Here is a 22,083-nt window from a genome sequence, read left to right as displayed (position 1 = left end):
CTCCCGGACCGCGACTGTAACTTTCCTAGCTTAACTAACGATATGGCTGGAGAAGTTCAAGTCGTCCCAGGAGAGGCAGGTATGACAACAACGGCACCGACAGCCGCCGCCGCGGATCCCCAGTCCGGCGGCGCCCTGATCAGCCCTCAGCGCCGCAACGTGATCTTTGTTGCGGTGCTGCTCGGCATGCTGTTGGCCGCGTTGGACCAGACGATCGTCGCCACGGCGCTGCCGACGGTGGTGGCCGACCTCGGCGGCGCAGGCCACCAGTCCTGGGTGGTGACCAGCTATCTGCTGGCCTCGACGATCGTCACCGCCGTCGTCGGCAAGCTGGGCGACCTGTTCGGCCGCAAGGTCGTGTTCGCGGCGGCCATTCTCTTCTTCCTCGGCGGATCGGTGCTGTGCGGGCTGGCCGGGTCGATGACCATGCTGGTGGCGTCGCGGGCACTGCAGGGCATCGGCGGCGGCGCCATCATGGTGACCGCAACGGCGCTGATCGGTGAGGTCATCCCGCTGCGGGACCGGGGCCGGTATCAGGGTGCACTCGGAGCGGTGTTCGGCGTGACGACGGTGGTCGGCCCGCTGCTCGGCGGCTTCTTCACCGACCACCTCAGCTGGCGCTGGGCGTTCTGGATCAACGTGCCGGTGGCCGTCGTGGTGTTCTTCGTGGCGATCGCCGCGATACCTTCGCTCGGCCGGACCGGCCGCCCGTTGATCGACTACGCCGGCATCGTGTTCGTCGGCGTCGGCGCATCGGGTCTCACGCTGGCCACCAGTTGGGGTGGCACGGAGTACGCGTGGGGTTCGCCGGTCATCATCGGACTCTTCGTCGCGTCGATTGCGGCGCTGGCGGTGTTCGTGTGGGTGGAAAGCCGTGCGGCAGAACCCATCCTGCCGATCCGGTTGTTCCGCAGCCCGGTGTTCACCGTGTGTTGCGTGCTGTCGTTCATCGTCGGGTTCGCGATGTTGGGCGCGCTCACCTTCCTGCCGACCTTCATGCAGTTCGTCGATGGGGTGTCGGCGACGACGTCGGGTCTGCGGACGCTGCCGATGGTCGCAGGCCTGTTGCTGACGTCGATGGGCAGTGGCGTGCTGGTGAGCCGCACCGGCCGCTACAAGATCTTCCCCGTCGTGGGGACCGCGGTGATGGTCCTCGGATTCCTGCTGTTGTCGCGGATGGACGCCGCCACACCGATGGTGTTGCAGTCGCTGTATCTGTTCATCCTCGGCACCGGCATCGGAATGTGCATGCAGGTGCTCATCCTTATCGTGCAGAACACGTCGAACTTCGCCGATCTGGGGGTGGCCACCTCAGGTGTCACATTCTTCCGGACCATCGGAAGCTCTTTCGGCGCAGCCATTTTCGGATCGTTGTTCACCAACTTCCTCAACGCCCGCATCGGTCCCGCGTTGGCCGCAAGCGGGGCACCACCCGCGGCGGCCCAGTCGCCGCAGGTGTTGCACAAGTTGAGCCACGACGTCGCAGCGCCGATTGTCAACGCGTACGCGGATTCTCTTGGCACGGTGTTTCTGTGCGCTGCACCGGTGGCGTTCGTCGGGTTCATCGTGGCACTGCTTCTCAAAGAGGTTCCGCTGCGCGAGATGGACGCCGTGAACGCCGTCGATCTCGGCGAGGGCTTCGGCATGCCGAGCACCGACTCGCCGGACAAGGTGCTGGAGACCGCCATCGGCCGGATGATGCGAAATTCACCGGAGATCCGGCTGCGCAGCATCTGCGAACGGCAGGGCTGCGAGCTCGATGTCGCGCGTTTGTGGGCGCTGATCACGATCTATCGGCACAACCAGGTCTTCGGCTCGGCGCGGCTGACCGAGATCGCCGACAGGTTGCGGGTGCCGTGCGAGGTGCTCGCGCCGACGTTCGATCGACTGGTCGACACCGGTTACGCGCTGCGCACAGGTGATCTGCTGTGGCTGACTCAGCCCGGCGCCAAGCAAGTCGACGCGGTGTCGTCGGCGCTGATCAACCGGATCATCGAAAAACTCGCCTCGTCGCCGACCTTCGAGGGGCGCCCGGACCGCATCCAGGTCGAGGCCGCGCTGGAACGCATCGCACACCGCGTCCTGGTGCAGCGGGATTGGGACGACGAACACAAAGAGCTCGCCACAGCCGGCTGATCAGCGGCTTACGTGTGATTTCTAGAACGCGTTCCACTTTTGCCGCCGCCCGCGTACGATTCGGCCATGAGCCGAATTGGACCCTTCGCTGACGACGACGCGGCTGCCTGGGTGGCGAAATCCCCCGACATCGGGGTCGCCATGGCCGGCTTCACCAATGCGGTCTACCACAAGAACCGGCTGCCGATGCGGGTCCGCGAGCTGGCGCGGATGGTCATCGCCCTGGACAACGAATGCGTGGTGTGTCAGAACACGCGCGACTCCGATGGCATGGCTGCGGGTGTCGACGAGGACCTCTACGACCACGCTGCCGAATGGCGGACCTGGCCCGGCTACAGCGCGCAGGAGCGCATTGCCGCAGAGTTCGCCGAGCGCTTCGCCAGCGACCACACCGGCCTGCGCGACGACGAGGACTTCTGGGCCCGCTGTAGCGAACAGTTCAGCGACGAACTATTGACCGATCTGGCGCTGTCCTGCGCGATGTGGTTGGGCATGGGCCGGATGCTGCGCACCCTGGACATCGGTCAAAGCTGCAAGATCACGCTGTAGTTCCGACCGGCCACTGCAGAATGGCTGGGTGAGTTCTAGGGCAGCCAAACCCCTCGCCGCTGCGGCCATCGCCCAACTGGAGGCCGACGGCGTCACCACGCTGATCGGCACCGTCGTCAACCCGGCTGGGCTGATGCACGCCAAGACCGTGCCGCTGCGCCGAATGGGGACGTTTGCCGATCCGGGCCTCGGCGCCAGCCCGGTGTGGCACGTGTTCGCCATCGACCAGGTCGGTACCGTCTTCGGTGAGAAGACCGGCGTGGTGGGGGATCAACGGGTCCGTATCGACCTGAGCGGTCTGCGCATCTTGGGCGACGGGTTTGCTTGGGCCCCAGGCGCTTTCTTCAACCAGGACGGCTCACCCGACCCGTACTGCAGCAGGGGAGCGCTGAGCCGGGTCCAGCAGCGATTGCTCGATGCGGGCATCGAAACCGTCGTGGGACATGAAATGGAGTTCGTGCTCGTCGCGCCCGACGGCAGCCGGCTGCCTGCGCACATGTGGGCGCAGTACGGGCTGGCCGGCGTGCTGGAATTCGAGGGTTTCGTGCGCGACGTGACCAACGCCGCAACAGCTTCCGGCGTCGCGATCGAGCAACTCCATCCCGAGTACGGCCGCAATCAGTTCGAGATTTCGCTGTCTCCGCTTCCCGCCGTCGCGGCCGCCGACCAACTGGTGTTGATGCGCATCATCATCGGGCGGGTGGCGCGGCGATACGGGGTGCGCGTCAGCCTGTCCCCGGTGCCTTTCGCCGGTAGCGTGGGATCGGGTGCACACCAACACTTTTCGATGAAGCGCGGCGAGGCGCCGTTGTTCTCCGACGGCGACGGCGTCGCAGGGATGACAACGGACGGCGAGGCCGCGGTGGCGGGTCTGCTCGCGGGTCTGCCTGAAGCCCAGGGCATTCTCTCCGGATCTGTGGTGTCCGGCCTGCGGATGCATCCGGGACTCTGGTCGGGCGCATACGTGTGCTGGGGCACCGAGAACCGCGAAGCCGCGGTGCGCTACCTGATCGGCGGTCCGAGCAATCCGCAAGGCGCGAACGTCGAAGTGAAAGTCATCGACCCGTCGGCCAACCCGTACTACGCCACCGCAACGATTCTCGGCCTCGCGCTCGACGGCATCGAACGCAAGCTGCCGTTGCCACCCGAGACCACCGTCGACCCCGCCAAGCTCACCGACGATCAACGCAAGCAGGCAGGCATCAAGCTGCTGGCCTCGAGCCAGGCCGAGGCGCTTGCTGCCCTCGACCAATCGGCCTTGATCCGCGGCATTCTCGGCGACGAATCCGTCGACGCGGTGCTCGCGGTGCGGCGCTATGAACAGCAGCACTACGGCCACCTCGGCCAGGACGAACTCGCCGACAAGTTCCGGCTGGCCTGGAGCGTATGAGGTTGTCCACGCTGGCCGAGCACATCGAAAACGTGCCGCTGGTGGACCATCACGTGCACGGCTGCTGGCTGGGGACCCCTGGCCGCGCCCGGTTCGAAAACGGTCTGAACGAGGCCAACACCGAACCGCTCGCGGAATTCGATTCGGCATTCGACACCCAACTCGGGTTCGCGGTGCGGGCACACTGTGCGCCGTTGCTCGGACTACCACGCCACGCCGACGCCGACGCGTACTGGCACCGCCGCAGCCAGCACACCGAGGAGACGCTGGCGAGACTGTTTCTCTCCCATACCCGGGTATCGGACTGGCTGGTCGACACCGGATTCGCCACTGGGGTAGCAGATCTCGATACGTTCACCGTTCTCTGCGACGGGTATGTGCATGAGATCGTCCGCCTGGAGTCGGTCGCCGAAGAGGCGATCAAGCAATCCGATGACTATGCGACGGCGTTCGCCCGCCTTCTGGATGAACGGATGAAGACGGGCATCGCCACCAAGTCGATCCTCGCGTACCGCGGCGGGTTCGACGGCGATCTGTCCGAACCGACTTCCGCGGAGGTCGCAGATGCCGCGCAGCGTTGGCGCGACAGCGGAAGCGCCCGGCTGACCGACCGCGTGTTACTGCGTTTCGGTCTGTACCAGGCACTGCGCGTAGGCAAGCCACTGCAGTTCCATGTCGGCTTCGGCGACCGGGATTGCGACCTGGCCAGAGCGAATCCGCTTCAGCTGCTTGACTTTCTGCGAATTAGCGGCGACACCCCGATCATGCTGCTGCACTGCTATCCCTACGAACGCGAGGCCGGATACCTGGCGCAGGCGTTCAACAATGTGTACCTCGACGGCGGGCTGGCCATCAACTACCTCGGCGCACGGTCAGCGTCGTTCATCGGCCGACTGTTGGAGATGGCGCCGTTCCGCAAGATCCTGTACTCATCCGACGCATTCGGCCCCGCCGAACTGCACTACCTCGGCGCGCGGCTGTGGCGCGACGGAATGCGGGATGCGCTGCAACGCTTCGTCGACGCGCGAGAGTGGAGCGAGGCCGACGCGATCCGCGTCGTCAACCTGATCGCACACGGCAACGCGCACCGCGTCTACGGACTGGTGTGACTAGCGCACACCCCGGATCAGCCGCCCAGGCCGGGCGCCGGTGTCGACGCCGTGGCGGCGGGTGACCGCTCCGCTGACCACGGTGGCGTCGTAGCCCCGCGAGCCCTGGATCAGCCGACGACCACCGGCGGGCAGGTCGTAGGTCATCTTCGGCAACTCGAGGTTGAGCGCAGCCATATCGATGACGTTGATATCGGCCTTCTTCCCGACCTGGATCACCCCGCGATCGGACAATCCGAAAAGCGTTGCCGTGTCCAGGGTTTGCTTGCGCACAACGTACTCGAGCGAAAGCTTCGGACCGCGATGCCGATCGCGCGCCCAGTGGGACAGCAGGAACGTCGGATAGGACGCATCGCAGATCAGCCCGCAGTGCGCACCGCCGTCGGACAGACCCGACACCGCGGCCGGATGCGTCAACATCTCGTGGATCGCGTCGTGGTTGCCTTCGGCGTAGTTGTAGAACGGCAACATCAGCATCGCACCCGCGTCGGACTCCAGCATCAGGTCGTACATGGCTGCCATCGGGTCCTGGCCGCGGCGCTCGGCGATGGCGGCGACCGTCTGGTCGGGTGTCGGTTCGTAGTCCAGCGGAAAGCCGAGCGGATAGATCTTGTCGGCACTGTGTTGGATCAAGCCGTACATGGCGTCGAACAGCACCGCCGGGTCCGGCGGCAGATCCGGCTCGGCCAGAATCGCCGCGCGGACAGCGGGATCCGCCAGTCGGCGCGCCAACTCATCGCGATCCAGTTCGGCCTTCAGCCTGCGGAAGGTGGGCCGATGCGTGAACGCGTGGTATCCCGGGAAGCCGAACAGCATCCCGAACGGCCTGGCCGCGATCTGCGCGTAGACCTCGATGCCGTTCTCGACCGCCTTGCCCGCGCGATCCAGCATCTCCTTCCACAGATCCGGCGCGCCCGGCGTCTGGATCATCGCGAACGACACCGGACGCTCGATCTCGGCTGCCAGCTTGGTCATCCATTCGAGTTCGCGAATCGACGCCTCGGCCGGACTCTCACCCGCCACGCCCTGCGGTGCGACCTCGAACACCGCACGGCCACCGGCGGCCATCGCCCGGCCAAGACCGAACAGTTCCTGTTCGGCGGCGTAGGTCCCGGGCACGGCTTCGCCGTCGATGGCGCGGTGCCCCTCGGTGCGTGACGTCGAGAAGCCAAGCGCCCCGGCCTCGATGGCCTCCTGGACGATTCGGGCCATCGCCGCGATGTCGTCGTCGGTTGCCACCTCGTTGCGGGCGCCCCGATCACCCATCGCGTAGCCGCGCACCGCGCCGTGCGCGATCTGGGTGCCGAAATCGATTGCCAGCGGTCGCTTCTCGATCGCGTCGAGGTACTCGGGGAAGCTCTCCCATTGCCAGGTGATGCCCTCGGCCAGTGCGCTGCCTGGAATGTCCTCGACACCCTCCATCAACTCGATCAGCCACTGTTCGCGACCGGGCCTCACGGGTGCGAAGCCGACGCCGCAGTTGCCGCCGACCACCGTGGTGACGCCGTGCAGGCTTGACGGCTCCAGCAACGGGTCCCAGCTGACCTGCCCGTCGTAGTGGGTGTGGATGTCGACAAAACCTGGCGCGACGATGCGACCCGTCGCGTCGACGGTCTCGGCGGCGTCACCCTCGAGGCCGGTGTCGTCCCCGTTTCGCCGCCGCACCTCGACGATGCGCCCGTCCTTGATGCCGATATCGGCGGGGAACCGCTCGGCACCCGTTCCGTCGACGACCGTTCCGCCGGTGATCTTCAGGTCGAACATCGCTTCTCCTCAGACCAGGCCGGTCGCGTCGAACATCCACGACATGTCGGCGTTCATCAGATCCTCTTGCCACGTCGGCGGCGCGGAATTGGCCAGCGTCGCCATGTCCCAGTAGTCCTTCCACAGGGTGATCTTGCCGTTCTCGACCCGGTGCACGGTGACGAACCTGTTGATCGCGGATTCGCCTGTGGGCCAGTGCCATTCCTCATGGTGCTCGTACATGACGTCGGCCCCGTTGGTCAGCAACAGACCGTCGAAGTTCTCGTAGTCCGACAGGTGATCGAACGCGATCCTGATGCGTTTGACAATGTCTTCGGGGCCGCGCGCGGCCGCGGCGGGCCCAACCGCTACGTCGTAATATATGCAGTCGTCGGACAGGAACGGCTTCATCCCGTTCCAGTCCCGAGCCGACAGCGCCTTCCACATTCCACGAACGGTTTCTTCAACTGACACTTGCCAACTCGCTTTCCGCAATTGCAGGGGTCTGGTGTGCGGCGCGCAGGAAGCGGCCGGTGCGCTGCTTGCCGACGATGTCGGTGGCGTTGCCGTCGAGGAACACCGCGCGACCGCCGACCAGGACCGCGGTGACGGTGTCGTCGTTGCGGTTCACCATTCGCGACAGCCCGCCGTACCGCTCGACGCTGCTCTCCGCGTAGTCGTCCAGCGCCGCGTCGAGGCGTTCGGGGTCGATCACGACAACGTCGGCGCGGTCGCCGATGCGCAGATGGCCGGCGTCGATGCGATACCAGTCGGCCAACTCGCCGGTCAGCCGGTGCACGGCCTGCTCGACGGTCATGAATGGGCTGCCTGCCTTCTGCGCGTCGTTGACATGGCGCAGCAGTCGAAGGCCCATGTTGTAGAACGCCATGTTGCGAAGGTGCGCGCCTGCGTCGGAGAAGCCCATCTGGATACCGGGCTCGCGTGCGAGTTTCTTCAGAACCTCGGGACGGTGGTTGGAAATCGTGGTGCGCCAGCGCAACGCGGTGCCGTGCTCCAGCACGAGATCGAGGAAGGCGTCGACGGGGTGCAGGCCGCCGCGGTCCTGGCCGACCTCGCCGAAGGACTTGCCGATCACCGATGCGTCTGGGCAGTCGACGATTTCGGCATCGAAGAAGTCGCGCTGCCACACCCGCACACCGAATTTGCTCTCGTACTGCTTGCGGAATTCGCGGCGGTAGGACTCATCGCGCAGCAGTTCGTTGCGCTCCACCTCGTCGCGCAGATGCAGCGCCGCCGCGCCCGCGCCGAACTCCTCGAACACCACCAGATCGATGCCGTCGGCGTACACCTCGAACGGCACGGGCAGATGCTGCCAGCGGAAGTTGCCGCCGAGGCGGTTGATCAGCCTGGCCGCAGGCCCCATACCCCAGATGGCGTAGGGGTTCGACTTGACGTCGGCCGCCGACAGCAGGCTGGTCTTCAGAGGGTTTCGGAAGAAGCCGAGCGACTGTGCGAGTTGCGAGCCGAGGTTGACCGGGTTCGCAATATCGGGCCCCGACTGCAGGATCCGGCCTGCGCGCCGCAACAGCGACTTCAACCGGCGCAACTCGCGCGGCTTGGCATACGTCGACGGCAACGTGCGTGACCGGCAGATCTCACCGTCGAGCTTGTCGAAAAGCAGCTGTTGAGAAGACATTCCGACGAAGCCGGCCCGCAGCGCCTCTGCGAGCATCTCCTCCATCCGGGCCTGCTCGGTTCTGGTCGGTCGCACGCTCTTCTGCGTCGCCCGATCCAGGCCCATGGTGGCTGCCCGCATATCGGAGTGGCCGATGAACGCGGCCACGTTCGGGCCGAGCGGTCGCGCTTCCAGCGCCCGTATGTACTCCTCGGCGTTCGTCCACGACTTGTGCTCGTCGACCGCGGCGATGACGTGTTCGCGCGGGATGGCCTCGACCCTGCCGAAGATGTCGCCTGCGTCCTCGCCGTCCACGTAGATCGTCGACAACGAGCAGGATCCCAGCATCACGGTCGTCACACCGTGGCGGAGGGACTCCGACAGCGACGGACCGTTGAGCACCTCGACGTCGTAGTGGGTGTGGATGTCGAGCATGCCGGGCAGCACCCACTTGCCGGTCGCATCGATGACGCGTTGGCAGTCCTTGTCGTCAAGATCATCCGGTGAGATCGCCACGACGTGGCCGTCGCGGATGCCGACGTTGCGCACCGCCGAAGGGGCGCCGCTGCCGTCGAACCAGCGGCCGTTTCGGATGATCGTGTCGAAGCTCACCAAGTCATAGAACAGCCAAGGTCGATGGGTGTCAACGAAATCGGTGAACAGATTTCAGAAAATGTCTACTTTGGTTGCTGAGCTGGCCTTATACCTCGGCCCACCCGTCCGGCTGCTGGCCGTCGATGTCGGTGAACCCGTACTCGCGGGCCAGCTCTGCAGAGGTGATCGAGCACTGATTCCAGCGCGCGCGGTTCTCGTCGGCGGCGATGGCGGCCACGCCGCGTCCGACGAACCGCGGCGACTCCGAGACCGCGAATCCCGGGGGAGCGGTTGGGCCGTCGGACCGGTTCGGGTCCAGTGCGGTCTGCCAGTTCTCTTCGGTGACACCCCAGTTGTCGAGCATCATCTCCGAGCGCAGCCAGCCCGGCGTCACGGCGACGGCGGTGGCACCGAATTGTGCGAGATCGTGGCCGAGGCTGTACCCCAGCCTGTTCACCGCGACCTTCGACAGGTCGTAGAAGACCGAGATCCGATACTCGCGGTCGTTGTATTCCTTTGTGCCGTCAGTGACTTCGACGTGCAGGCCGCCTGGGCGCGCGATGAGCAGCGGCAGCAGACAGTGCGCGGTGATCAGATGGGTACCGACGCCCAGCGACAGTATTCGTAGGCCGTCGTTGAGGTCGTGCTCCCAGATGGGCCGGTTCCACGTCGGCGGGTGACCCTTGAGCACCTCGGCACCCCAGATGTCGTTGACCAGGATGTCGATGGCGCCGTGGTCGTTGCCGATCCGCTCGGCGAGCGCCTGCACTTGCGCGATGTCGAGATGGTCGACCTGGATCGGGATGCCGACGCCGCCGAGGGAGGTCACCAGTTCGGCTGTCTCTTCGATGGTTTCCGGGCGGTCGTAGTCGGACTGCGCGTTGCCCGCGACGCTGCTACGTCCGGTGCAGATCACGGTCGCGCCTGCTTCGCCGAGTGCCGCGGCGATACCGCGCCCGGCCCCGCGCGTTGCACCAGCGACCACCGCTACGCGCCCGCGCAGCGCATCCGCATCCGGCGTCCAGTTCATACAGGCATACTCGCCAATGTGACCCCGCTACAGCGCTATATCGCCGAAGAAATCGCCACGGATCATGTCGACGGTTTGTTGTCCAGACGCGAAGCCCTGCGCCGGCTGGCACTGCTCGGGGTGAGCACGGCTGCGGCCACCGCATTGATCGCCGCGTGCGGGGACAACAAGAAGACGACGTCGAACGCGCCGGTGACGTCGAGCGGGGCCGCGACGTCTCCTTCCGTGCCGCCGGGGTCGGCTAAGGCGCTGCCCACCAAGCCGATCACGTGGGCCGGCCCGCAGGGTCAGCTGCAGGCCGCGTGGGCGGAAGCGCCGAATGCCAAGGGCGGCATCCTGGTCATCCACGAGAACAAGGGCCTCACCGACTGGGTCCGGTCGGTTGCGGGTCGGTTCGCAGGCATCGGCTACTCGGGGCTGGCGATCGATCTGCTCTCCGGGCAGGGCGGAACCGCGAAGTTCACGGACCCGGCGGCGGCCACTGCGGCGCTGGGCAACATCCCGCCGCAGGAGTTCATCGCCAACCTGCAGTCGGGCATCGGCGAACTGGCGCGTCGCGTTCCCGGCAAAAAGCTGGCGGTCGTCGGGTTCTGCATGGGCGGCGGCTTGGTCTGGCAGCTGCTCGCGTCCGGTGCATCACAACTGGCTGCCGCATTCCCGTTCTATGGGCCAGCACCTGACAAACCTGACTTCCGCGGCTCGAAAGACGTTGCCGTGCTTGCATTCTATGGCGAGCAGGACCAACGGGTGAACGCCACCGAGCCGGTCGTCAGGGCTGCACTCGAGCAGGCCGGGATGGTGCACCAGCTCGTCACCGAACCCAACGCCAACCACGCGTTCTTCAATGACACGGGTGATCGCTACAGCGCCCCCGCGGCCGACGACGCGTGGCGCAAGGTACAGGAGTGGCTGACCCAATACGTGGGCTGAGTTTCCGCGCGAGCTGGGCCCACACCGCGAGCAGACCGAAAGTGCCCCTTTTTCCCGGCGTGTCGGGGCCTTTTGCGTCTGTTCGCCGTTAATTCGCCTGCCGGTTGATGTCGCGTTGTTGACCGAACACGCGTGCCGGTTCTGATTCATCACATGCGGGTTGTGCAGGTTGCCAATTTCTACGGCCCGCGCTCGGGGGGCCTGCGCACGGCCGTCGACCGACTGGGCGCCGAGTACTGCGCCGCGGGCCACGAGGTCTTCCTCGTCGTCCCGGGACGGTACTCGGAGTGGCGTGAGCTGCCGACCGGCGTCGTCCGTATTTCCTTGCCCGCCAGGCTGATCCCGTTCACCGGCGGCTATCGCGCGGTGCTGCCCGGTCCGGTCACCTCACTGCTCGGACGGCTGGCACCGGACGCGCTGGAGGTGTCGGACCGGCTGACCCTGCGGTCGCTCGGCGGCTGGGGCCGGCGACACGACGTTGGCACCGTGATGATCTCCCACGAACGTCTGGATCGCCTTGTCGGACAGATACTTCCGGCACGCATCGCGCGGTCGATCGCGATCGTCGCCAACCGCCGCACCGCCGCCAGCTACGACGCGATCGTCTGCACGACGGCGTTCGCCCGCGAAGAGTTCGACCGCATCCACGCGACCAACGTCATGACCGTGCCACTCGGCGTCGACCTCGACCAGTTCCACCCACGCAGACATTCAGCGGATCTCCGGCAGCGCTGGGCCCGACCCGGCCAGACACTGCTGGTGCACTGTGGTCGGCTCTCCGTGGAAAAGCATGCCCATCGCAGCATTGATACCGTTGCCGCACTGCGTGATTCGGGTGTCGACGCCAGGCTTGTGGTGGTCGGTGAGGGTCCGATGCGCGCCAGGCTCGAACGTCAGGCCGCCGGCCTGCCCGTTGACTTCACCGGCTTCATCGGCTGCCGCGACACCGTCGCGACCATCCTGGCCACCGCCGACGTAGCGCTTGCACCGGGACCGCACGAAACATTCGGGCTGGCGGCGCTGGAAGCGCTCGCTTCCGGCACACCGGCCGTGGTGTCCCGCACGTCGGCGCTCGCCGAAATCCTGACCACCGACAGCGGCGCCACCGCGGACAACGATCCCGACGCAATCGCCAGCGCCGTCACCTCGATCATCAGCAGGCCCGAAGCGCTGCGCCGCGACAGCGCACGCCGGCGCGCCGAACAGTTCACCTGGCCCCGGTCTGCGGCGGGCATGCTCAGCGCACTGGGCGCAAGCTAACGCTACTTTGGCCGGATGGCCGCGGACACCGAGCGCACGAGAAGCCTGTGGTTCGCGCTGCTGCTGACCCTGGCCAACGGGTTCCTCGACGCACACACCTACCTTGCGCGCGGCGGCGTGTTCGCCAACGTGCAGACCGCCAACGTGATCTTCGGCGCCATCGACACCTCGAAGCGGGAGTGGACCTTGGCGCTCGCCCATCTCTGGCCGCTGTTGGCGTTCATCGCCGGCGTCGGGTTGGCCTCGCATATCAAGTCCGGCCGCGCGCATCACTTCGTGGCGCGCCCGCTGGTGTGGACGATGGCTGTCCAGGTCGTCGCCCTCGCGGCGATCGGCTTCGTGCCGGCGTCGGTCCCGCACAGCTACGTCACCGTGCCGATCTCGTTTCTGGCCGCCATGCAGATCGGCCTGTTCCGCAACGTCGGTGAACTCGTCTATCTACCCGTGGCCACCACCGGCAACCTGATGCGGTTCGTCGAGGCCGGATACGACGGCTTCGTCGAGAAGCACGCGGAGTCGCGCCGGGCGTTCGGGGTGTACGGCACGCTGATCGTCGCGTTCGCGGCAGGGGCGCTGATCGGCGCGTTCGCCAGTCGGGCCTGGGGTGTGCACGCGATCTGGCTGCCCGCCGGGTTCCTTGCGGTCACACTATGTCTGTTCATCGTCGATGAACGGCACCTGCGGTGAACTACCATCCAGACATGTTCCGGTCGTCGATGGTCCTGTTCGCCGCGGTGACGGTGGGCCTCGCAACCGTCGCGCCCACCGCAACCGCCGAACCGGCCCAGCCGCCGTGCCAATACACGCTGTCCCCGCCGCACGTCTCGCCGCTCGGCAGCGGCACGGCCGTGACCGCGACACTCTCGCTCGCGGCGTGTGACCAGTCGGTCGGGTACATGACCGTGGCGTGCGTGCAGTTGCAGGGCGGCGACGGCCCCGGCCAGTGCGCACAGCAGAACGGGATTCTGACCGCGCAAGTGTTCTACCAGCCGTACCGGCCAGGCGCGACGTACATCGCGACGGGACGGGGCTGCGCGAACACCGGCAACCCGCCGCAACCGGTCTGCCGTTCGATGGGCCCGCTGACCGCGACCCTGTAAATCGTCAGGCGGCGAGGTATCGCACGCCGGGGGCCGGTTCGAACCGGTAGCCCCGACCGCGGATGGTCGTCAACACCCGCGCGTACTGGCCCAGCTTGGCCCGCAGTCGCCGGACATGGGTATCGATCGTGCGAACCGAAACCTCGCCACCGGGCGCCCTGTCTTGCCACACCTCGCGCATCAGCTCGGCACGTGCAACTGGGCGCCCAGGAAACTCCGCCAGATAGCACAGCAGCTCGAACTCGCGATAGGTCAGGCGCAGCCGCTCGCCGTCGAGACGCACCTCACGGTTGACCCTGTCGATCGTCAGGCCGGCCGACGGAAGGGTGGCCGTCCGCGTCGGGCCAGCCGTCACCACCGCCCGGTGGGCGCGCACGCCCGGCAGCGACTGCACGATCACGCGGCCGAACTCATCGGCCAGTTGCGCTGTGCGCCTAGACAACCCGGCAGAAGAGGCGGGCACGTCGAGCACCAGCACCACCCTGACGGTCTCGACAGACGGCCGTGCTGGCTGCGATGCCGCTTGGTACACCCGATCACTCTCGCGGGCCAGCACCCCAGGTGACAGGGTTAACGTCGCGCTGAGCGCAATTCAGAACGCCGCCAGCACCTGCCCGGCATAGGTGTTGGTGATGAACTCGCGGGTGGACTCGCAGTTCAGCGCCTCCGCCAGCGCGCGGACAGCCGGGCTATGGCAATTGTCCGGCCGCGCCACCAGATATTCCGCGTACGCCGGGTTTCCCCGGTCGCAATACAGCGCAGTGCCGGTGTCGACACCCCATTCCATCGCCTGGTTGCCGAACAGGAACACCACATCGAAGTCCCGTCGCACGTCGCCGAGCAGCCAACTGGTCAGCTCCTTGAACACCAGTCGCCGTGGATTGGACCGCACGTCACCGACGTTCGCCAGGCCCCGGTCGGCAGGCCGGCATTCGATCAGCCCCAACTCGTCCAACATCACGAGCGACCGGTCCACGTTGACCGGATCCGACGGCAACGCAACCTCGGCGTACTCGGGAATCGCAGCCAGCTCGGGAATCGTCGTCGAATACAACCCGAACGGTTCGATGTGAACCGGCGCCACCGGCACCAGCCCGTTGCCGGTGCGACGGTTGAAATCGTCGAGAAACGGCAGGTACTGAAAGAAGTTGGCGTGCAACCGGCCAGCGACCAGGAGATCGTTCGGCTCATCGAAACTCTCGAAGATCTCGATCTGCAGATCGATGTCTAACGCGGCGAGTGGCTCGCGAACGAAGTCCAGGATTTCGGCGTGAGGTACCGGCGTGGCACCAACCCGCAGCGGTCGCTTGCCCAAGCTGCCGACGGCACGCACCGAGCTGCTCACCGCCCGAACACTACCGACACACGCGCAGCCCGCAAGCCCGGCGAATGTGTCCAATTGTGACGACATATGACTCACGGTGACTCCAGATGTGGTGTCGCCCATGGTGTTGTCCCTATCGTCGGCTCAACTACCACCGACAGGACGGTCACCCATGTCCGAAACCACCACCACCCCAGAGGCTTTGGCGGAGCGTTCACCAACGCCGGTGCGCCAGCTGAAGGGCAACCTCGGCGTTGCGGCGATCGTGTTCATGGTCGTCGCCGCCGCCGCACCACTGGGCGTGATCGGCGGCGTGGTGCCGCTCGGTCTCGCTTCGGGAAACGGTGCAGGCTTCCCGGCGACCTTCATCGCCTCCACGGTGATCCTGCTGTTTTTCGCCGTCGGATTCACCGCGCTGACGCCGTATGTCGAAGATGCCGGCGCTTTCTTCTCCTACGTGCGTAAGGCATTGGGATTTCCCGCAGGCATCGGCATCGCGTTCGTCGCCCTGGTGAGCTACGTGGCGATCGAGGCAGGGGTCTACGGCCTACTCGGCCCTGCGGGCGCCGCCGTCGTCGAGCTGTTCGGCGGGCCTGCACTGCCGTGGTGGCTGTTCGCCGCAATCGCATTCGCGGCGACCACGTTCCTGGGCTACCGCAACATCCAGCTCTCCAGCCGGGTACTTGCCGTGCTGCTGACCGCTGAAATCGCGATCGTGTTGGTGCTCGACGCCGTCATCGTCGGGCAGGGCGGGGACCACGGCCTGTCGACCGGCATCGTCAACCCCGGCGCGATTTTCGGCGGCTCGGTCGGTATCGGTCTGCTCTTCGCGCTGATCAGCTTCGTCGGTTTCGAGGCAACCGCGATCTTCCGCGACGAGGCACGCACGCCTGAGCGCACCATTCCGCGGGCCACCTACGCCGCGCTGATCCTGATCGGCGTCTTTTATGCCGTGACGAGCTGGGCGCTCGTTTCCGGGTGGGGCGACGAGGCGGCGGTCAGCCGGGCCACCGATGCGGGCAGCACCTTCCTCTCCGACACCGCGCAGCGCTACATCGGCGTCGCAGGCAATGACATCATCACGGTGCTGTACTTCACCAGCCTCTACGCCTGCATCCTGTCGTTCCACAACGTCGCGTCGCGCTATGTCTTCGCGCTGTCACAACAAGACGTGCTGCCTGCGTCGCTGAGCTACCCGCACACCAAACACGGTTCACCGCACCAGGCTTCGCTGTGGATCTCCGGTGTCGTCGCGGTCAGCGTCGTTCTTGCGGTGATATTCAAACTCGACCCGGCAGCGCAGTTCTACACCTGGTTCGCCGGCGCGACGACGGTCGGATTCGTGGTGCTGCTGATCGCGACCAGCGTCGCCGTGCTGGTGTTCTTCGGCCGCGACAGGCGGGGGCATTCGCAGTGGCGCGTGCGCATCGCGCCGGCGCTAGGACTCGTCGGACTGGTCGGGTCGCTGGGCCTGATCCTGGCCAATCTCAAGGACTTGGTCGGCGGCTCGAGCATTCTCGCGTGGGTGATCATCGGCCTGCTGGTCGGATCGTTTGCCGCCGGGGCGGCTGTGGGCGCCAGGGCCACCCGGGTGACGGCATGACGCAAACCGACCTGCTGCAAGTCCTCGCCGACGGCTCGCTGACCGAGATCGAGGTGGCGTGGAGCGATCCGTTCGGCCACGCGCAGGGCAAGCGGATACCCGCGGGGCAGTTCCTCGACCGCGCGAAGGGGCACGGTTTCGCGTTCTGCGAAGCCTCGCTGGGGTGGAACGCCGACGGCACCGTCATCGACGGGTTGGGGTTGACCAATTGGGACGGCGGCTATCCCGACGTGTTCGCGGTGCCCGACTTCGCCACGTTCCGGCCCCTGCCGTGGCGGTCGGGTGTCGGCCACGTCATCGCGGATATCGTTGCCCACGACCGCAATCCGTCGCTACTCGATCCGCGGGCCGTGCTCAGGCGGGTGCTGTCCCGGCTGGCCGGGCTCGGCTACACCGCCAAGGTGGGCGTCGAGCTGGAGTTCTACCTGCTCAACGCCGACGGCACACCGTTCCAGAACGACATCCACGCGTACTCGCTGGAGAACGCCAACGCGCTCGACCCGCTGCTCACCGAGCTCAACGAAACCCTCGGCGCCTTCACGCGATTGGAGGGCATCCAGACCGAGTACGGCCCGGGCCAGGTGGAGACCAACCTGGTCTACACCGATGCGCTGGAAGCCGCTGACGACGCAGCGCGGTTGAAATACGCCGCGAAAGAGGTGGCGCGCAGGCACGGCAAGGTCGCCAGCTTCATGGCCAAGCCGTTCTCCGAGCACTCCGGCAGCTCCCAGCATCTGCACATCTCATTGTGGCGCGACGGCGAACCGGCCTTCGCCTCAGACGACGGCAACGAGAACGAGGTGGCGTTGCACGCGATCGCGGGGCTTCTCGAACACCTGCCATCCATCACCGTGTTCGGGGCGCATTCGGTCAACGCGTATCGGCGGTTCGTGCCCGACTCGTTCGCGCCAGCGACGGTGACATGGAGCCGCGACAACCGCAGCGCCGCAGTGCGATCGCTGATCGAGGCTGATCCGTCGGCAACCCGCATCGAACTTCGCAGCGGCGCATCGGATGCCAACCCGTACTGGTTGGTGGCCTCTGCGCTGGCGGCCGTCGTCGCCGGGCTGGAGGCGCGGCGTCCGCCGCCGCAATCCGAAGGCGGGAACCTGTACTTCACCGGCACGCCGTTGCCCGAATCCCTCGGCGTTGCGCTGGCGCTGGCCACCCAGGACGACACCATCCTCGACATTCTCGGCGAAGCGTCCGTCCGCGACTTCGCCGCCATCGCCGGCAGTGAATGGCAGCAGTACTCGAACCACGTCAGCGACTGGGAACGCCATCGCTACCTGACCAGTTCATGACGTCCCCGCGGTTCGGAGTGTGGGCACCGGTGTACGGAAACCACGGCGCGCGTGACCATCCGGCCGACGCGCCCGACGCGGGTTACCGGCGCAACCGCGACCTGCTGATCCGCGCAGAGCAGGCCGGATTCGACTCAACGCTGTTGGCGCAGCATGTCATTCACCCCAGCAATGTGGAGGACGACGTGCTCGAGACGTGGTCGACGCTGGCGGCGCTGGCCGAGGCCACCAGCCGCATCGAGTTGATCGGCGCCATCAAGCCGCTGTTGCTCAACCCGTTGGTGTTCGCCAAACTTGCGGCCAATGTCGCCGACATCTCGGGTGGCCGACTCGCGATCAATGTCGTCAGCGGCTGGTTTCTGCCCGAACTCGAGGCGCTGGGCCTTGACGCCACAGATCACGACGATCGGTACGCCTACACCCGCGAATGGCTGGAAACGGTACTGGACCTGTGGACTGGCAAGCAGGTGGACATCACGGGCCGCGGCGGCCAACCCGCCCTGATCCGTCCCACGCCCGAGGAAGCATTGCCGGTGTACTTCGGCGGCGAGTCCGAACCGGCCCGCGTGCTGGCGGCCCGACATGCCGATGTGTTCTTCATCAACGGCCGACCGCTGCCGGAGACGATCGACCTCATCGACGACTTACGGGCGCGGCCTCGCGACCGCGCGCCGTTGCGGTTCGGCTTGTCCGCCTTCGTGATCGCACGTGACACCGAGGCGGAAGCGCTAGCCGAGCTGCAGTATCTGCAGGCTCTTGTCGACGCTGAACGGCGGCCCGAGATCTCTTCGGGCACCGACCCCAACACCCAGATGTACAAGGTGCTGGCCGGCGCCAGTCGCGTCGGCTCCAACGGCGGGACACTCGCGGGGCTGGTCGGCAGTTACCGCCAGGTCATCGAACGCATCGAGGCGTTCAACGGCGCAGGCATCGAGCTGTTCATGTTGCAGTTCCAGCCGCTGGAGGCGGAGCTGGAACGGTTCGCGGACAACATAATCCGGCATTTTCGCTAAAGGAGACGACATTGACGCTTGAAGCGATCGGGGCCCGCCCCGCATTTTCTGCTCAGCCGCTCGGCGGCTCGATCGCTGAGCGGTTGGCGCGGTTGCCTGACATCGTCGACGAGTTGCGCCGCGCGGACGCCGACGCCGAGCGCGAACGCGTGCTGCAGTATGGCGCCGTCGAACGACTGCGCCACGCCGGGCTGCTGAGCCTGCGGGTTCCGGCCCGCTACGGTGGGCCCGGCGGGGCCGCGCGCGATGTGTTCACTGCTGTCATCCAGATTGCTCGCGGCAGTTCCAATGTGGCGCAATCACTTCGGGCTCACTACGGATTCTCCGAACGGTTGCTGAGCAACAGGGCTGCCGAGGCCGAACGTGAGCGCTGGTTCCCGAAGGTCAACTCCGGGTTGGTGTTCGGCAACGCGGTCACCGACGCCAACGGCAAGGCCCCCGGTAGTTCCGACACCACGCTGCTCGCCGACTCGGGCGGGGTGCTGCGGCTCAACGGCTACAAGTTCTACTCCACCGGCACCCTGTTCGCCGACGTGATCGCGGTCTCGGCCGTGGATGCCGATGGCAGGGATCTTCAAGCGATCGTGCCTGCCGACCGACTCGGCGTCGAACTCTACGACGACTGGGACGGTTTCGGCCAGCGGCTGACCGCCAGCGGGGGCACCCGGTTCACGGATGTTGTCGTCGAGCCTTTCGAGGTGACCACGGTGTCCGACGGCAAACATCTGGGCCACTCGACGGCTTTCCTTCAGCTCTACCTGGCCGCGGTGGCAGCAGGCATTGCGCACGGTGTGTACGACGATGCGGTCGCATACGTGCGGGACCGGGCCCGGCCCGCCTCGCATTCGCTGGCCGACTCCGCGTCGGGCGATCCGTTCATCCTCGCCGCGGTCGGCGATATCGCCGCCAACGCCGCCGCCGCAGAAGCCTTGGTGCTCACCGCCGCCGCGGCGATCGACGCAGTGGTCGACACCGGACGGCAGGCCGACCCCGAGACCCTGGCCGAACTGTCGATCACGATCGCCAAGGCGCAGCTGGTCGCCGAAAGACTCACGCTCGCGGCGGCCGAGCGGCTGTTCGAAACCGGGGGAGCGTCAGCAACCGCGCGCAAACTGAACCTGGACCGACACTGGCGCAACGCCAGGACGGTGGCGAGCCATAATCCGTTGGCCTACAAGGCTTATTCGGCGGGCAACTACGCGGTCAACGGGGTATGGCCGCCAGCCAACGGCTACTTCTGAGCCACTCGACGCCCAGGCGAATGTGAACTAAACCCACCGGGTACTCGTGTCTCTCCCGAAGGTCCGATCGAGAGGGGTCACGATGAAAAGATTCGGTTTGTTCTGCGCAGGCATTTGTCTGGTTGCAGCACTGGCCACGGCATGCGGCGGGTCGAGCGGTGGTTCCCAGGATTCGCAGACCGGCACGGCAACCGCCACCTCGAGTCCGTCGGGGGAGGCAACCAAGTCCAGCGCGCCCGCGGCGTCAACCGCAGCGACGATCACCATTGCGGACATGAACTTCGGCGCTCCGATCACCGTCACCGGCGGGGCGCAGGTCAACGTCAAGAACAACGACACCGTCGAGCATTCGGTGACCTCAGACGCCGCGGGTAAGTTCGACATGGATGTCGACGGCAAGGAGCAGGGCTCGTTCACGGCGCCGACCGAACCGGGCGAATACGCTTTCCACTGCAATTATCACCCGTCGATGCACGGCACCCTGATCGTCAAGTAGCCCTTGGGGAGAACCGCTCCCACGCCGACTGGCGGGTCATGCCCAGCGCTGTGCCGATACGCGCCCACGAAACGCCGCGCTCGCGCAGTTCCCCAACACGATCGCGAAGGCCCGCCTCGATGTTGGCGGCTGACGCAGCGATGAACGGAATACGTTGCAGCAGTTCGTCATCCGATAGCGTGGCCCACTCGGGCAGCGATGGCGGCTCTGTGTGCGTCGCCTCGGCCATGACGTCGACGCAGAGATTGACGCACTCATCGCAGATATAGACACCGGGCCCCGCGACGAGCTTGCCGACCTCTGTGTGCTGCTTGCCGCAGAAGGAACAGCGCAATTCGGACATCGTCGCCACCATGCGTGTCAGGCTACCCCTGACATGCCCGGTGATACGGGATTTCGGTTTAGGCGTGGGCCCGGTAGGGCATCCGGCGAATTAGCGGGTTCGTCAATCACGAAGCGGCCCGACCGACAGAAGGAGCCGACGTGGATAGCAACTCTGTTATCTGGATCGTTGTCGCCGTGGTGGCGGCGATCATAGTAATTGCACTGGTGGCTTTCCTGGCCCGCAGCGCCCGCAACAAGCGCAGGCATGCGCAGGCAGAACAGTTGCGTGAGGAGATCGGCCAGAAGAGCGAGCATGTCCAAAAGCGCGAAGCCGTCGCCGCCGAGACCGAGGCGAGGGCGCGCGCGGCCCAGGCCGAGGCCGAAGTCAAAGCCGCCGAAGCGGCGCGCCTGCAGGACACCGCGCGCACCCATCGCGACGCCGCGAGCGCCTCACGCGAAGAGCTGGAGGCACACCGGGAGCGGGCCGACGCCCTCGACCCCAAGCGCAGCGACGATCAGGGCCCCAAGGGTGAATTCGACGGCCCAGAAGGTGCCGAGACGCAGCAGGTTCGGACGCAGACGCCGACCACCAAGCGGCATCGGTTGTGACCTCGGGAGGCAACCGGCCAGCCGTGCTGTTCGACATCGACGGCACCCTGGTGGATTCCAATTATCTGCACGTGCAGGCGTGGTATCGAGCCTTTGATGAGGCCGGAGTCGACGTGCAGGCCTGGCGGATTCACCGGTCGATCGGGATGGACGGCTCCACGCTGGTGAAGACGCTGGCCGACGAAGCCGACGAGGACACCCGCTCGCGCCTGAAGGACCTGCATTCCCGGTACTACAAGGAGATGGTGCCGCTGTTGCAGCCACTGCCAGGGGCACGTGACCTGCTGCGGGCGGTCGACGGGCTCGGCCTGCAGGTCGTGTTGGCGACGTCGGCACCCGAGGACGAGCTCAAGATCCTGCGTGAGGTGCTGGCCAGTGACGGTTTGGTGTCGGCGGTGACGTCGTCAAACGACGTCGACACGGCCAAGCCCAAGCCCGACATCGTGGACGTCGCGATGGAACGCGCCGGCGTGGACGCAGACCACGCCGTGTTCGTCGGCGACACCGTATGGGACGTCGAAGCATGCAATCGCGCCAAAGTGCCCACCATCGCCGTCCTCAGCGGCGGCGTGTCACGCGGCGAGCTCGAAACGGCCGGTGCCCAAGCGGTTTTCGAGGACGCTCAGGAGCTGTGCGAGCACATCGGCGACACGCTGATCGCCAAACTGGCGAAGTAGTTCACCGCAGGGGGT

Annotated in this window: 22 protein-coding genes; 15 read left to right on the top strand and 7 right to left on the bottom strand. The window is 66.3% G+C overall.

Annotation, left to right across the window (positions count from 1 at the left end):
- Positions 1–81: 81 nt before the first annotated feature.
- The 4 genes from J3E61_RS31305 (at position 82) to J3E61_RS31290 (ending at position 5,184) form a co-directional block, all read left to right on the top strand.
- A complete protein-coding gene (locus tag J3E61_RS31305) occupies positions 82–2,136 on the top strand; it encodes an MFS transporter (protein WP_210086527.1) in 2,055 nt (684 codons plus the stop codon).
- A 66-nt stretch (positions 2,137–2,202) separates the two neighbouring features.
- The gene (locus tag J3E61_RS31300; RefSeq protein WP_210086526.1) at positions 2,203–2,685 is read left to right on the top strand and encodes a carboxymuconolactone decarboxylase family protein; all 483 of its coding nucleotides are present in this window, start codon (positions 2,203–2,205) and stop codon (positions 2,683–2,685) included.
- A gap of 28 nt (positions 2,686–2,713) precedes the next feature.
- The gene (locus J3E61_RS31295; protein WP_210086525.1) at positions 2,714–4,075 is read left to right on the top strand and encodes a glutamine synthetase; all 1,362 of its coding nucleotides are present in this window, start codon (positions 2,714–2,716) and stop codon (positions 4,073–4,075) included.
- Positions 4,072–5,184, top strand: a complete 1,113-nt coding sequence (locus tag J3E61_RS31290) for an amidohydrolase family protein (RefSeq protein ID WP_210086524.1) — start codon at positions 4,072–4,074, stop codon at positions 5,182–5,184. Before J3E61_RS31295 ends, J3E61_RS31290 begins: the two co-directional genes overlap by 4 nt.
- Here J3E61_RS31290 and J3E61_RS31285 read toward each other — a convergent pair whose 3' ends face one another.
- From J3E61_RS31285 to J3E61_RS31270, 4 genes are all read right to left on the bottom strand, one after another.
- Positions 5,185–6,948, bottom strand: coding sequence for an amidohydrolase family protein (locus J3E61_RS31285; RefSeq protein ID WP_210086523.1), 1,764 nt, complete (start codon positions 6,946–6,948; stop codon positions 5,185–5,187).
- Between the two features lie 9 nt (positions 6,949–6,957).
- Entirely contained in the window at positions 6,958–7,374 is a 417-nt protein-coding gene (locus J3E61_RS31280; RefSeq protein ID WP_192723845.1) for a nuclear transport factor 2 family protein, read from the bottom strand.
- Between the two features lie 16 nt (positions 7,375–7,390).
- A complete protein-coding gene (locus J3E61_RS31275; protein WP_210086522.1) occupies positions 7,391–9,175 on the bottom strand; it encodes an amidohydrolase family protein in 1,785 nt (594 codons plus the stop codon).
- 88 nt (positions 9,176–9,263) lie between these two features.
- A complete protein-coding gene (locus tag J3E61_RS31270) occupies positions 9,264–10,187 on the bottom strand; it encodes an SDR family oxidoreductase (protein ID WP_210086521.1) in 924 nt (307 codons plus the stop codon).
- A gap of 18 nt (positions 10,188–10,205) precedes the next feature.
- On the opposite strand from J3E61_RS31270, the gene J3E61_RS31265 reads away from it, so the two are divergent.
- From J3E61_RS31265 to J3E61_RS31250, 4 genes are all read left to right on the top strand, one after another.
- Positions 10,206–11,117, top strand: a complete 912-nt coding sequence (locus J3E61_RS31265) for a dienelactone hydrolase family protein (protein WP_192722719.1) — start codon at positions 10,206–10,208, stop codon at positions 11,115–11,117.
- Between the two features lie 153 nt (positions 11,118–11,270).
- Positions 11,271–12,377, top strand: a complete 1,107-nt coding sequence (locus J3E61_RS31260) for a glycosyltransferase (protein ID WP_210086520.1) — start codon at positions 11,271–11,273, stop codon at positions 12,375–12,377.
- Between the two features lie 15 nt (positions 12,378–12,392).
- Positions 12,393–13,064 (top strand): DUF1275 family protein, encoded by a 672-nt coding sequence (locus tag J3E61_RS31255; RefSeq protein ID WP_192722721.1) that lies wholly within the window; start codon positions 12,393–12,395, stop codon positions 13,062–13,064.
- Positions 13,065–13,078: 14 nt separating this feature from the next.
- Positions 13,079–13,477 carry a hypothetical protein gene (locus tag J3E61_RS31250; protein ID WP_192722722.1) on the top strand — a complete coding sequence of 133 codons (399 nt, stop codon included), beginning with the start codon at positions 13,079–13,081 and terminating at the stop codon, positions 13,475–13,477.
- Between the two features lie 4 nt (positions 13,478–13,481).
- Here the strand turns inward: J3E61_RS31250 and J3E61_RS31245 are convergent, their stop codons facing one another.
- A complete protein-coding gene (locus J3E61_RS31245; RefSeq protein ID WP_192723846.1) occupies positions 13,482–14,033 on the bottom strand; it encodes a winged helix-turn-helix domain-containing protein in 552 nt (183 codons plus the stop codon).
- A gap of 36 nt (positions 14,034–14,069) precedes the next feature.
- The gene (locus J3E61_RS31240; RefSeq protein ID WP_192723847.1) at positions 14,070–14,897 is read right to left on the bottom strand and encodes a metal ABC transporter substrate-binding protein; all 828 of its coding nucleotides are present in this window, start codon (positions 14,895–14,897) and stop codon (positions 14,070–14,072) included.
- 76 nt (positions 14,898–14,973) lie between these two features.
- Here J3E61_RS31240 and J3E61_RS31235 point away from each other — a divergent pair, with 76 nt between their 5' ends.
- From J3E61_RS31235 to J3E61_RS31215, 5 genes are all read left to right on the top strand, one after another.
- Positions 14,974–16,404, top strand: coding sequence for an APC family permease (locus J3E61_RS31235; protein ID WP_210086519.1), 1,431 nt, complete (start codon positions 14,974–14,976; stop codon positions 16,402–16,404).
- On the top strand, positions 16,401–17,708 hold the full coding sequence (locus J3E61_RS31230; protein ID WP_210086518.1) for a glutamine synthetase: 1,308 nt from the start codon (positions 16,401–16,403) through the stop codon (positions 17,706–17,708). Before J3E61_RS31235 ends, J3E61_RS31230 begins: the two co-directional genes overlap by 4 nt.
- Positions 17,705–18,721 carry an LLM class flavin-dependent oxidoreductase gene (locus J3E61_RS31225; RefSeq protein WP_210086517.1) on the top strand — a complete coding sequence of 339 codons (1,017 nt, stop codon included), beginning with the start codon at positions 17,705–17,707 and terminating at the stop codon, positions 18,719–18,721. Before J3E61_RS31230 ends, J3E61_RS31225 begins: the two co-directional genes overlap by 4 nt.
- 11 nt (positions 18,722–18,732) lie before the next feature.
- Positions 18,733–19,962: an acyl-CoA dehydrogenase family protein gene (locus tag J3E61_RS31220; protein ID WP_210086516.1), complete on the top strand. Its 1,230-nt coding sequence runs from the start codon at positions 18,733–18,735 to the stop codon at positions 19,960–19,962.
- An 82-nt stretch (positions 19,963–20,044) separates the two neighbouring features.
- A complete protein-coding gene (locus J3E61_RS31215; RefSeq protein WP_210086515.1) occupies positions 20,045–20,458 on the top strand; it encodes a cupredoxin domain-containing protein in 414 nt (137 codons plus the stop codon).
- Here the strand turns inward: J3E61_RS31215 and J3E61_RS31210 are convergent.
- Positions 20,451–20,813 carry a hypothetical protein gene (locus J3E61_RS31210; RefSeq protein WP_192722728.1) on the bottom strand — a complete coding sequence of 121 codons (363 nt, stop codon included), beginning with the start codon at positions 20,811–20,813 and terminating at the stop codon, positions 20,451–20,453. The two genes, J3E61_RS31215 and J3E61_RS31210, sit on opposite strands and share 8 nt — an antisense overlap.
- 128 nt (positions 20,814–20,941) lie before the next feature.
- Between J3E61_RS31210 and J3E61_RS31205 the strand changes: the two genes are divergently transcribed.
- Together J3E61_RS31205 and J3E61_RS31200 are read left to right on the top strand one after the other, a co-directional pair.
- Complete coding sequence (locus J3E61_RS31205) at positions 20,942–21,391, top strand: hypothetical protein (protein ID WP_210086514.1); 450 nt, start codon at positions 20,942–20,944, stop codon at positions 21,389–21,391.
- Positions 21,392–21,414: 23 nt separating this feature from the next.
- The gene (locus tag J3E61_RS31200) at positions 21,415–22,068 is read left to right on the top strand and encodes an HAD family hydrolase (protein WP_210086765.1); all 654 of its coding nucleotides are present in this window, start codon (positions 21,415–21,417) and stop codon (positions 22,066–22,068) included.
- Positions 22,069–22,083 lie beyond the last annotated feature (15 nt).

This window comes from Mycobacterium sp. OAE908, assembly GCF_017872775.1.
Classification (GTDB): Bacteria; Actinomycetota; Actinomycetes; order Mycobacteriales; family Mycobacteriaceae; genus Mycobacterium.
Note: the sequence above shows the minus strand (reverse complement) of the source record. Positions and strands in the feature narration are given on the sequence as shown.

Excerpts from the sequence above, each read along its gene's own strand:
- J3E61_RS31305 (WP_210086527.1), top strand. The coding sequence starts at position 82 with ATGACAACAACGGCACCGACAGCCGCCGCCGCGGATCCCCAGTCCGGC.
- J3E61_RS31300 (WP_210086526.1), top strand. The coding sequence starts at position 2,203 with ATGAGCCGAATTGGACCCTTCGCTGACGACGACGCGGCTGCCTGGGTG.
- J3E61_RS31290 (WP_210086524.1), top strand. The coding sequence starts at position 4,072 with ATGAGGTTGTCCACGCTGGCCGAGCACATCGAAAACGTGCCGCTGGTG.
- J3E61_RS31285 (WP_210086523.1), bottom strand. The coding sequence starts at position 6,948 with ATGTTCGACCTGAAGATCACCGGCGGAACGGTCGTCGACGGAACGGGT.
- J3E61_RS31280 (WP_192723845.1), bottom strand. The coding sequence starts at position 7,374 with ATGTGGAAGGCGCTGTCGGCTCGGGACTGGAACGGGATGAAGCCGTTC.
- J3E61_RS31270 (WP_210086521.1), bottom strand. The coding sequence starts at position 10,187 with ATGAACTGGACGCCGGATGCGGATGCGCTGCGCGGGCGCGTAGCGGTG.
- J3E61_RS31260 (WP_210086520.1), top strand. The coding sequence starts at position 11,271 with ATGCGGGTTGTGCAGGTTGCCAATTTCTACGGCCCGCGCTCGGGGGGC.
- J3E61_RS31255 (WP_192722721.1), top strand. The coding sequence starts at position 12,393 with ATGGCCGCGGACACCGAGCGCACGAGAAGCCTGTGGTTCGCGCTGCTG.
- J3E61_RS31250 (WP_192722722.1), top strand. The coding sequence starts at position 13,079 with ATGTTCCGGTCGTCGATGGTCCTGTTCGCCGCGGTGACGGTGGGCCTC.
- J3E61_RS31235 (WP_210086519.1), top strand. The coding sequence starts at position 14,974 with ATGTCCGAAACCACCACCACCCCAGAGGCTTTGGCGGAGCGTTCACCA.
- J3E61_RS31230 (WP_210086518.1), top strand. The coding sequence starts at position 16,401 with ATGACGCAAACCGACCTGCTGCAAGTCCTCGCCGACGGCTCGCTGACC.
- J3E61_RS31225 (WP_210086517.1), top strand. The coding sequence starts at position 17,705 with ATGACGTCCCCGCGGTTCGGAGTGTGGGCACCGGTGTACGGAAACCAC.
- J3E61_RS31215 (WP_210086515.1), top strand. The coding sequence starts at position 20,045 with ATGAAAAGATTCGGTTTGTTCTGCGCAGGCATTTGTCTGGTTGCAGCA.
- J3E61_RS31210 (WP_192722728.1), bottom strand. The coding sequence starts at position 20,813 with ATGGTGGCGACGATGTCCGAATTGCGCTGTTCCTTCTGCGGCAAGCAG.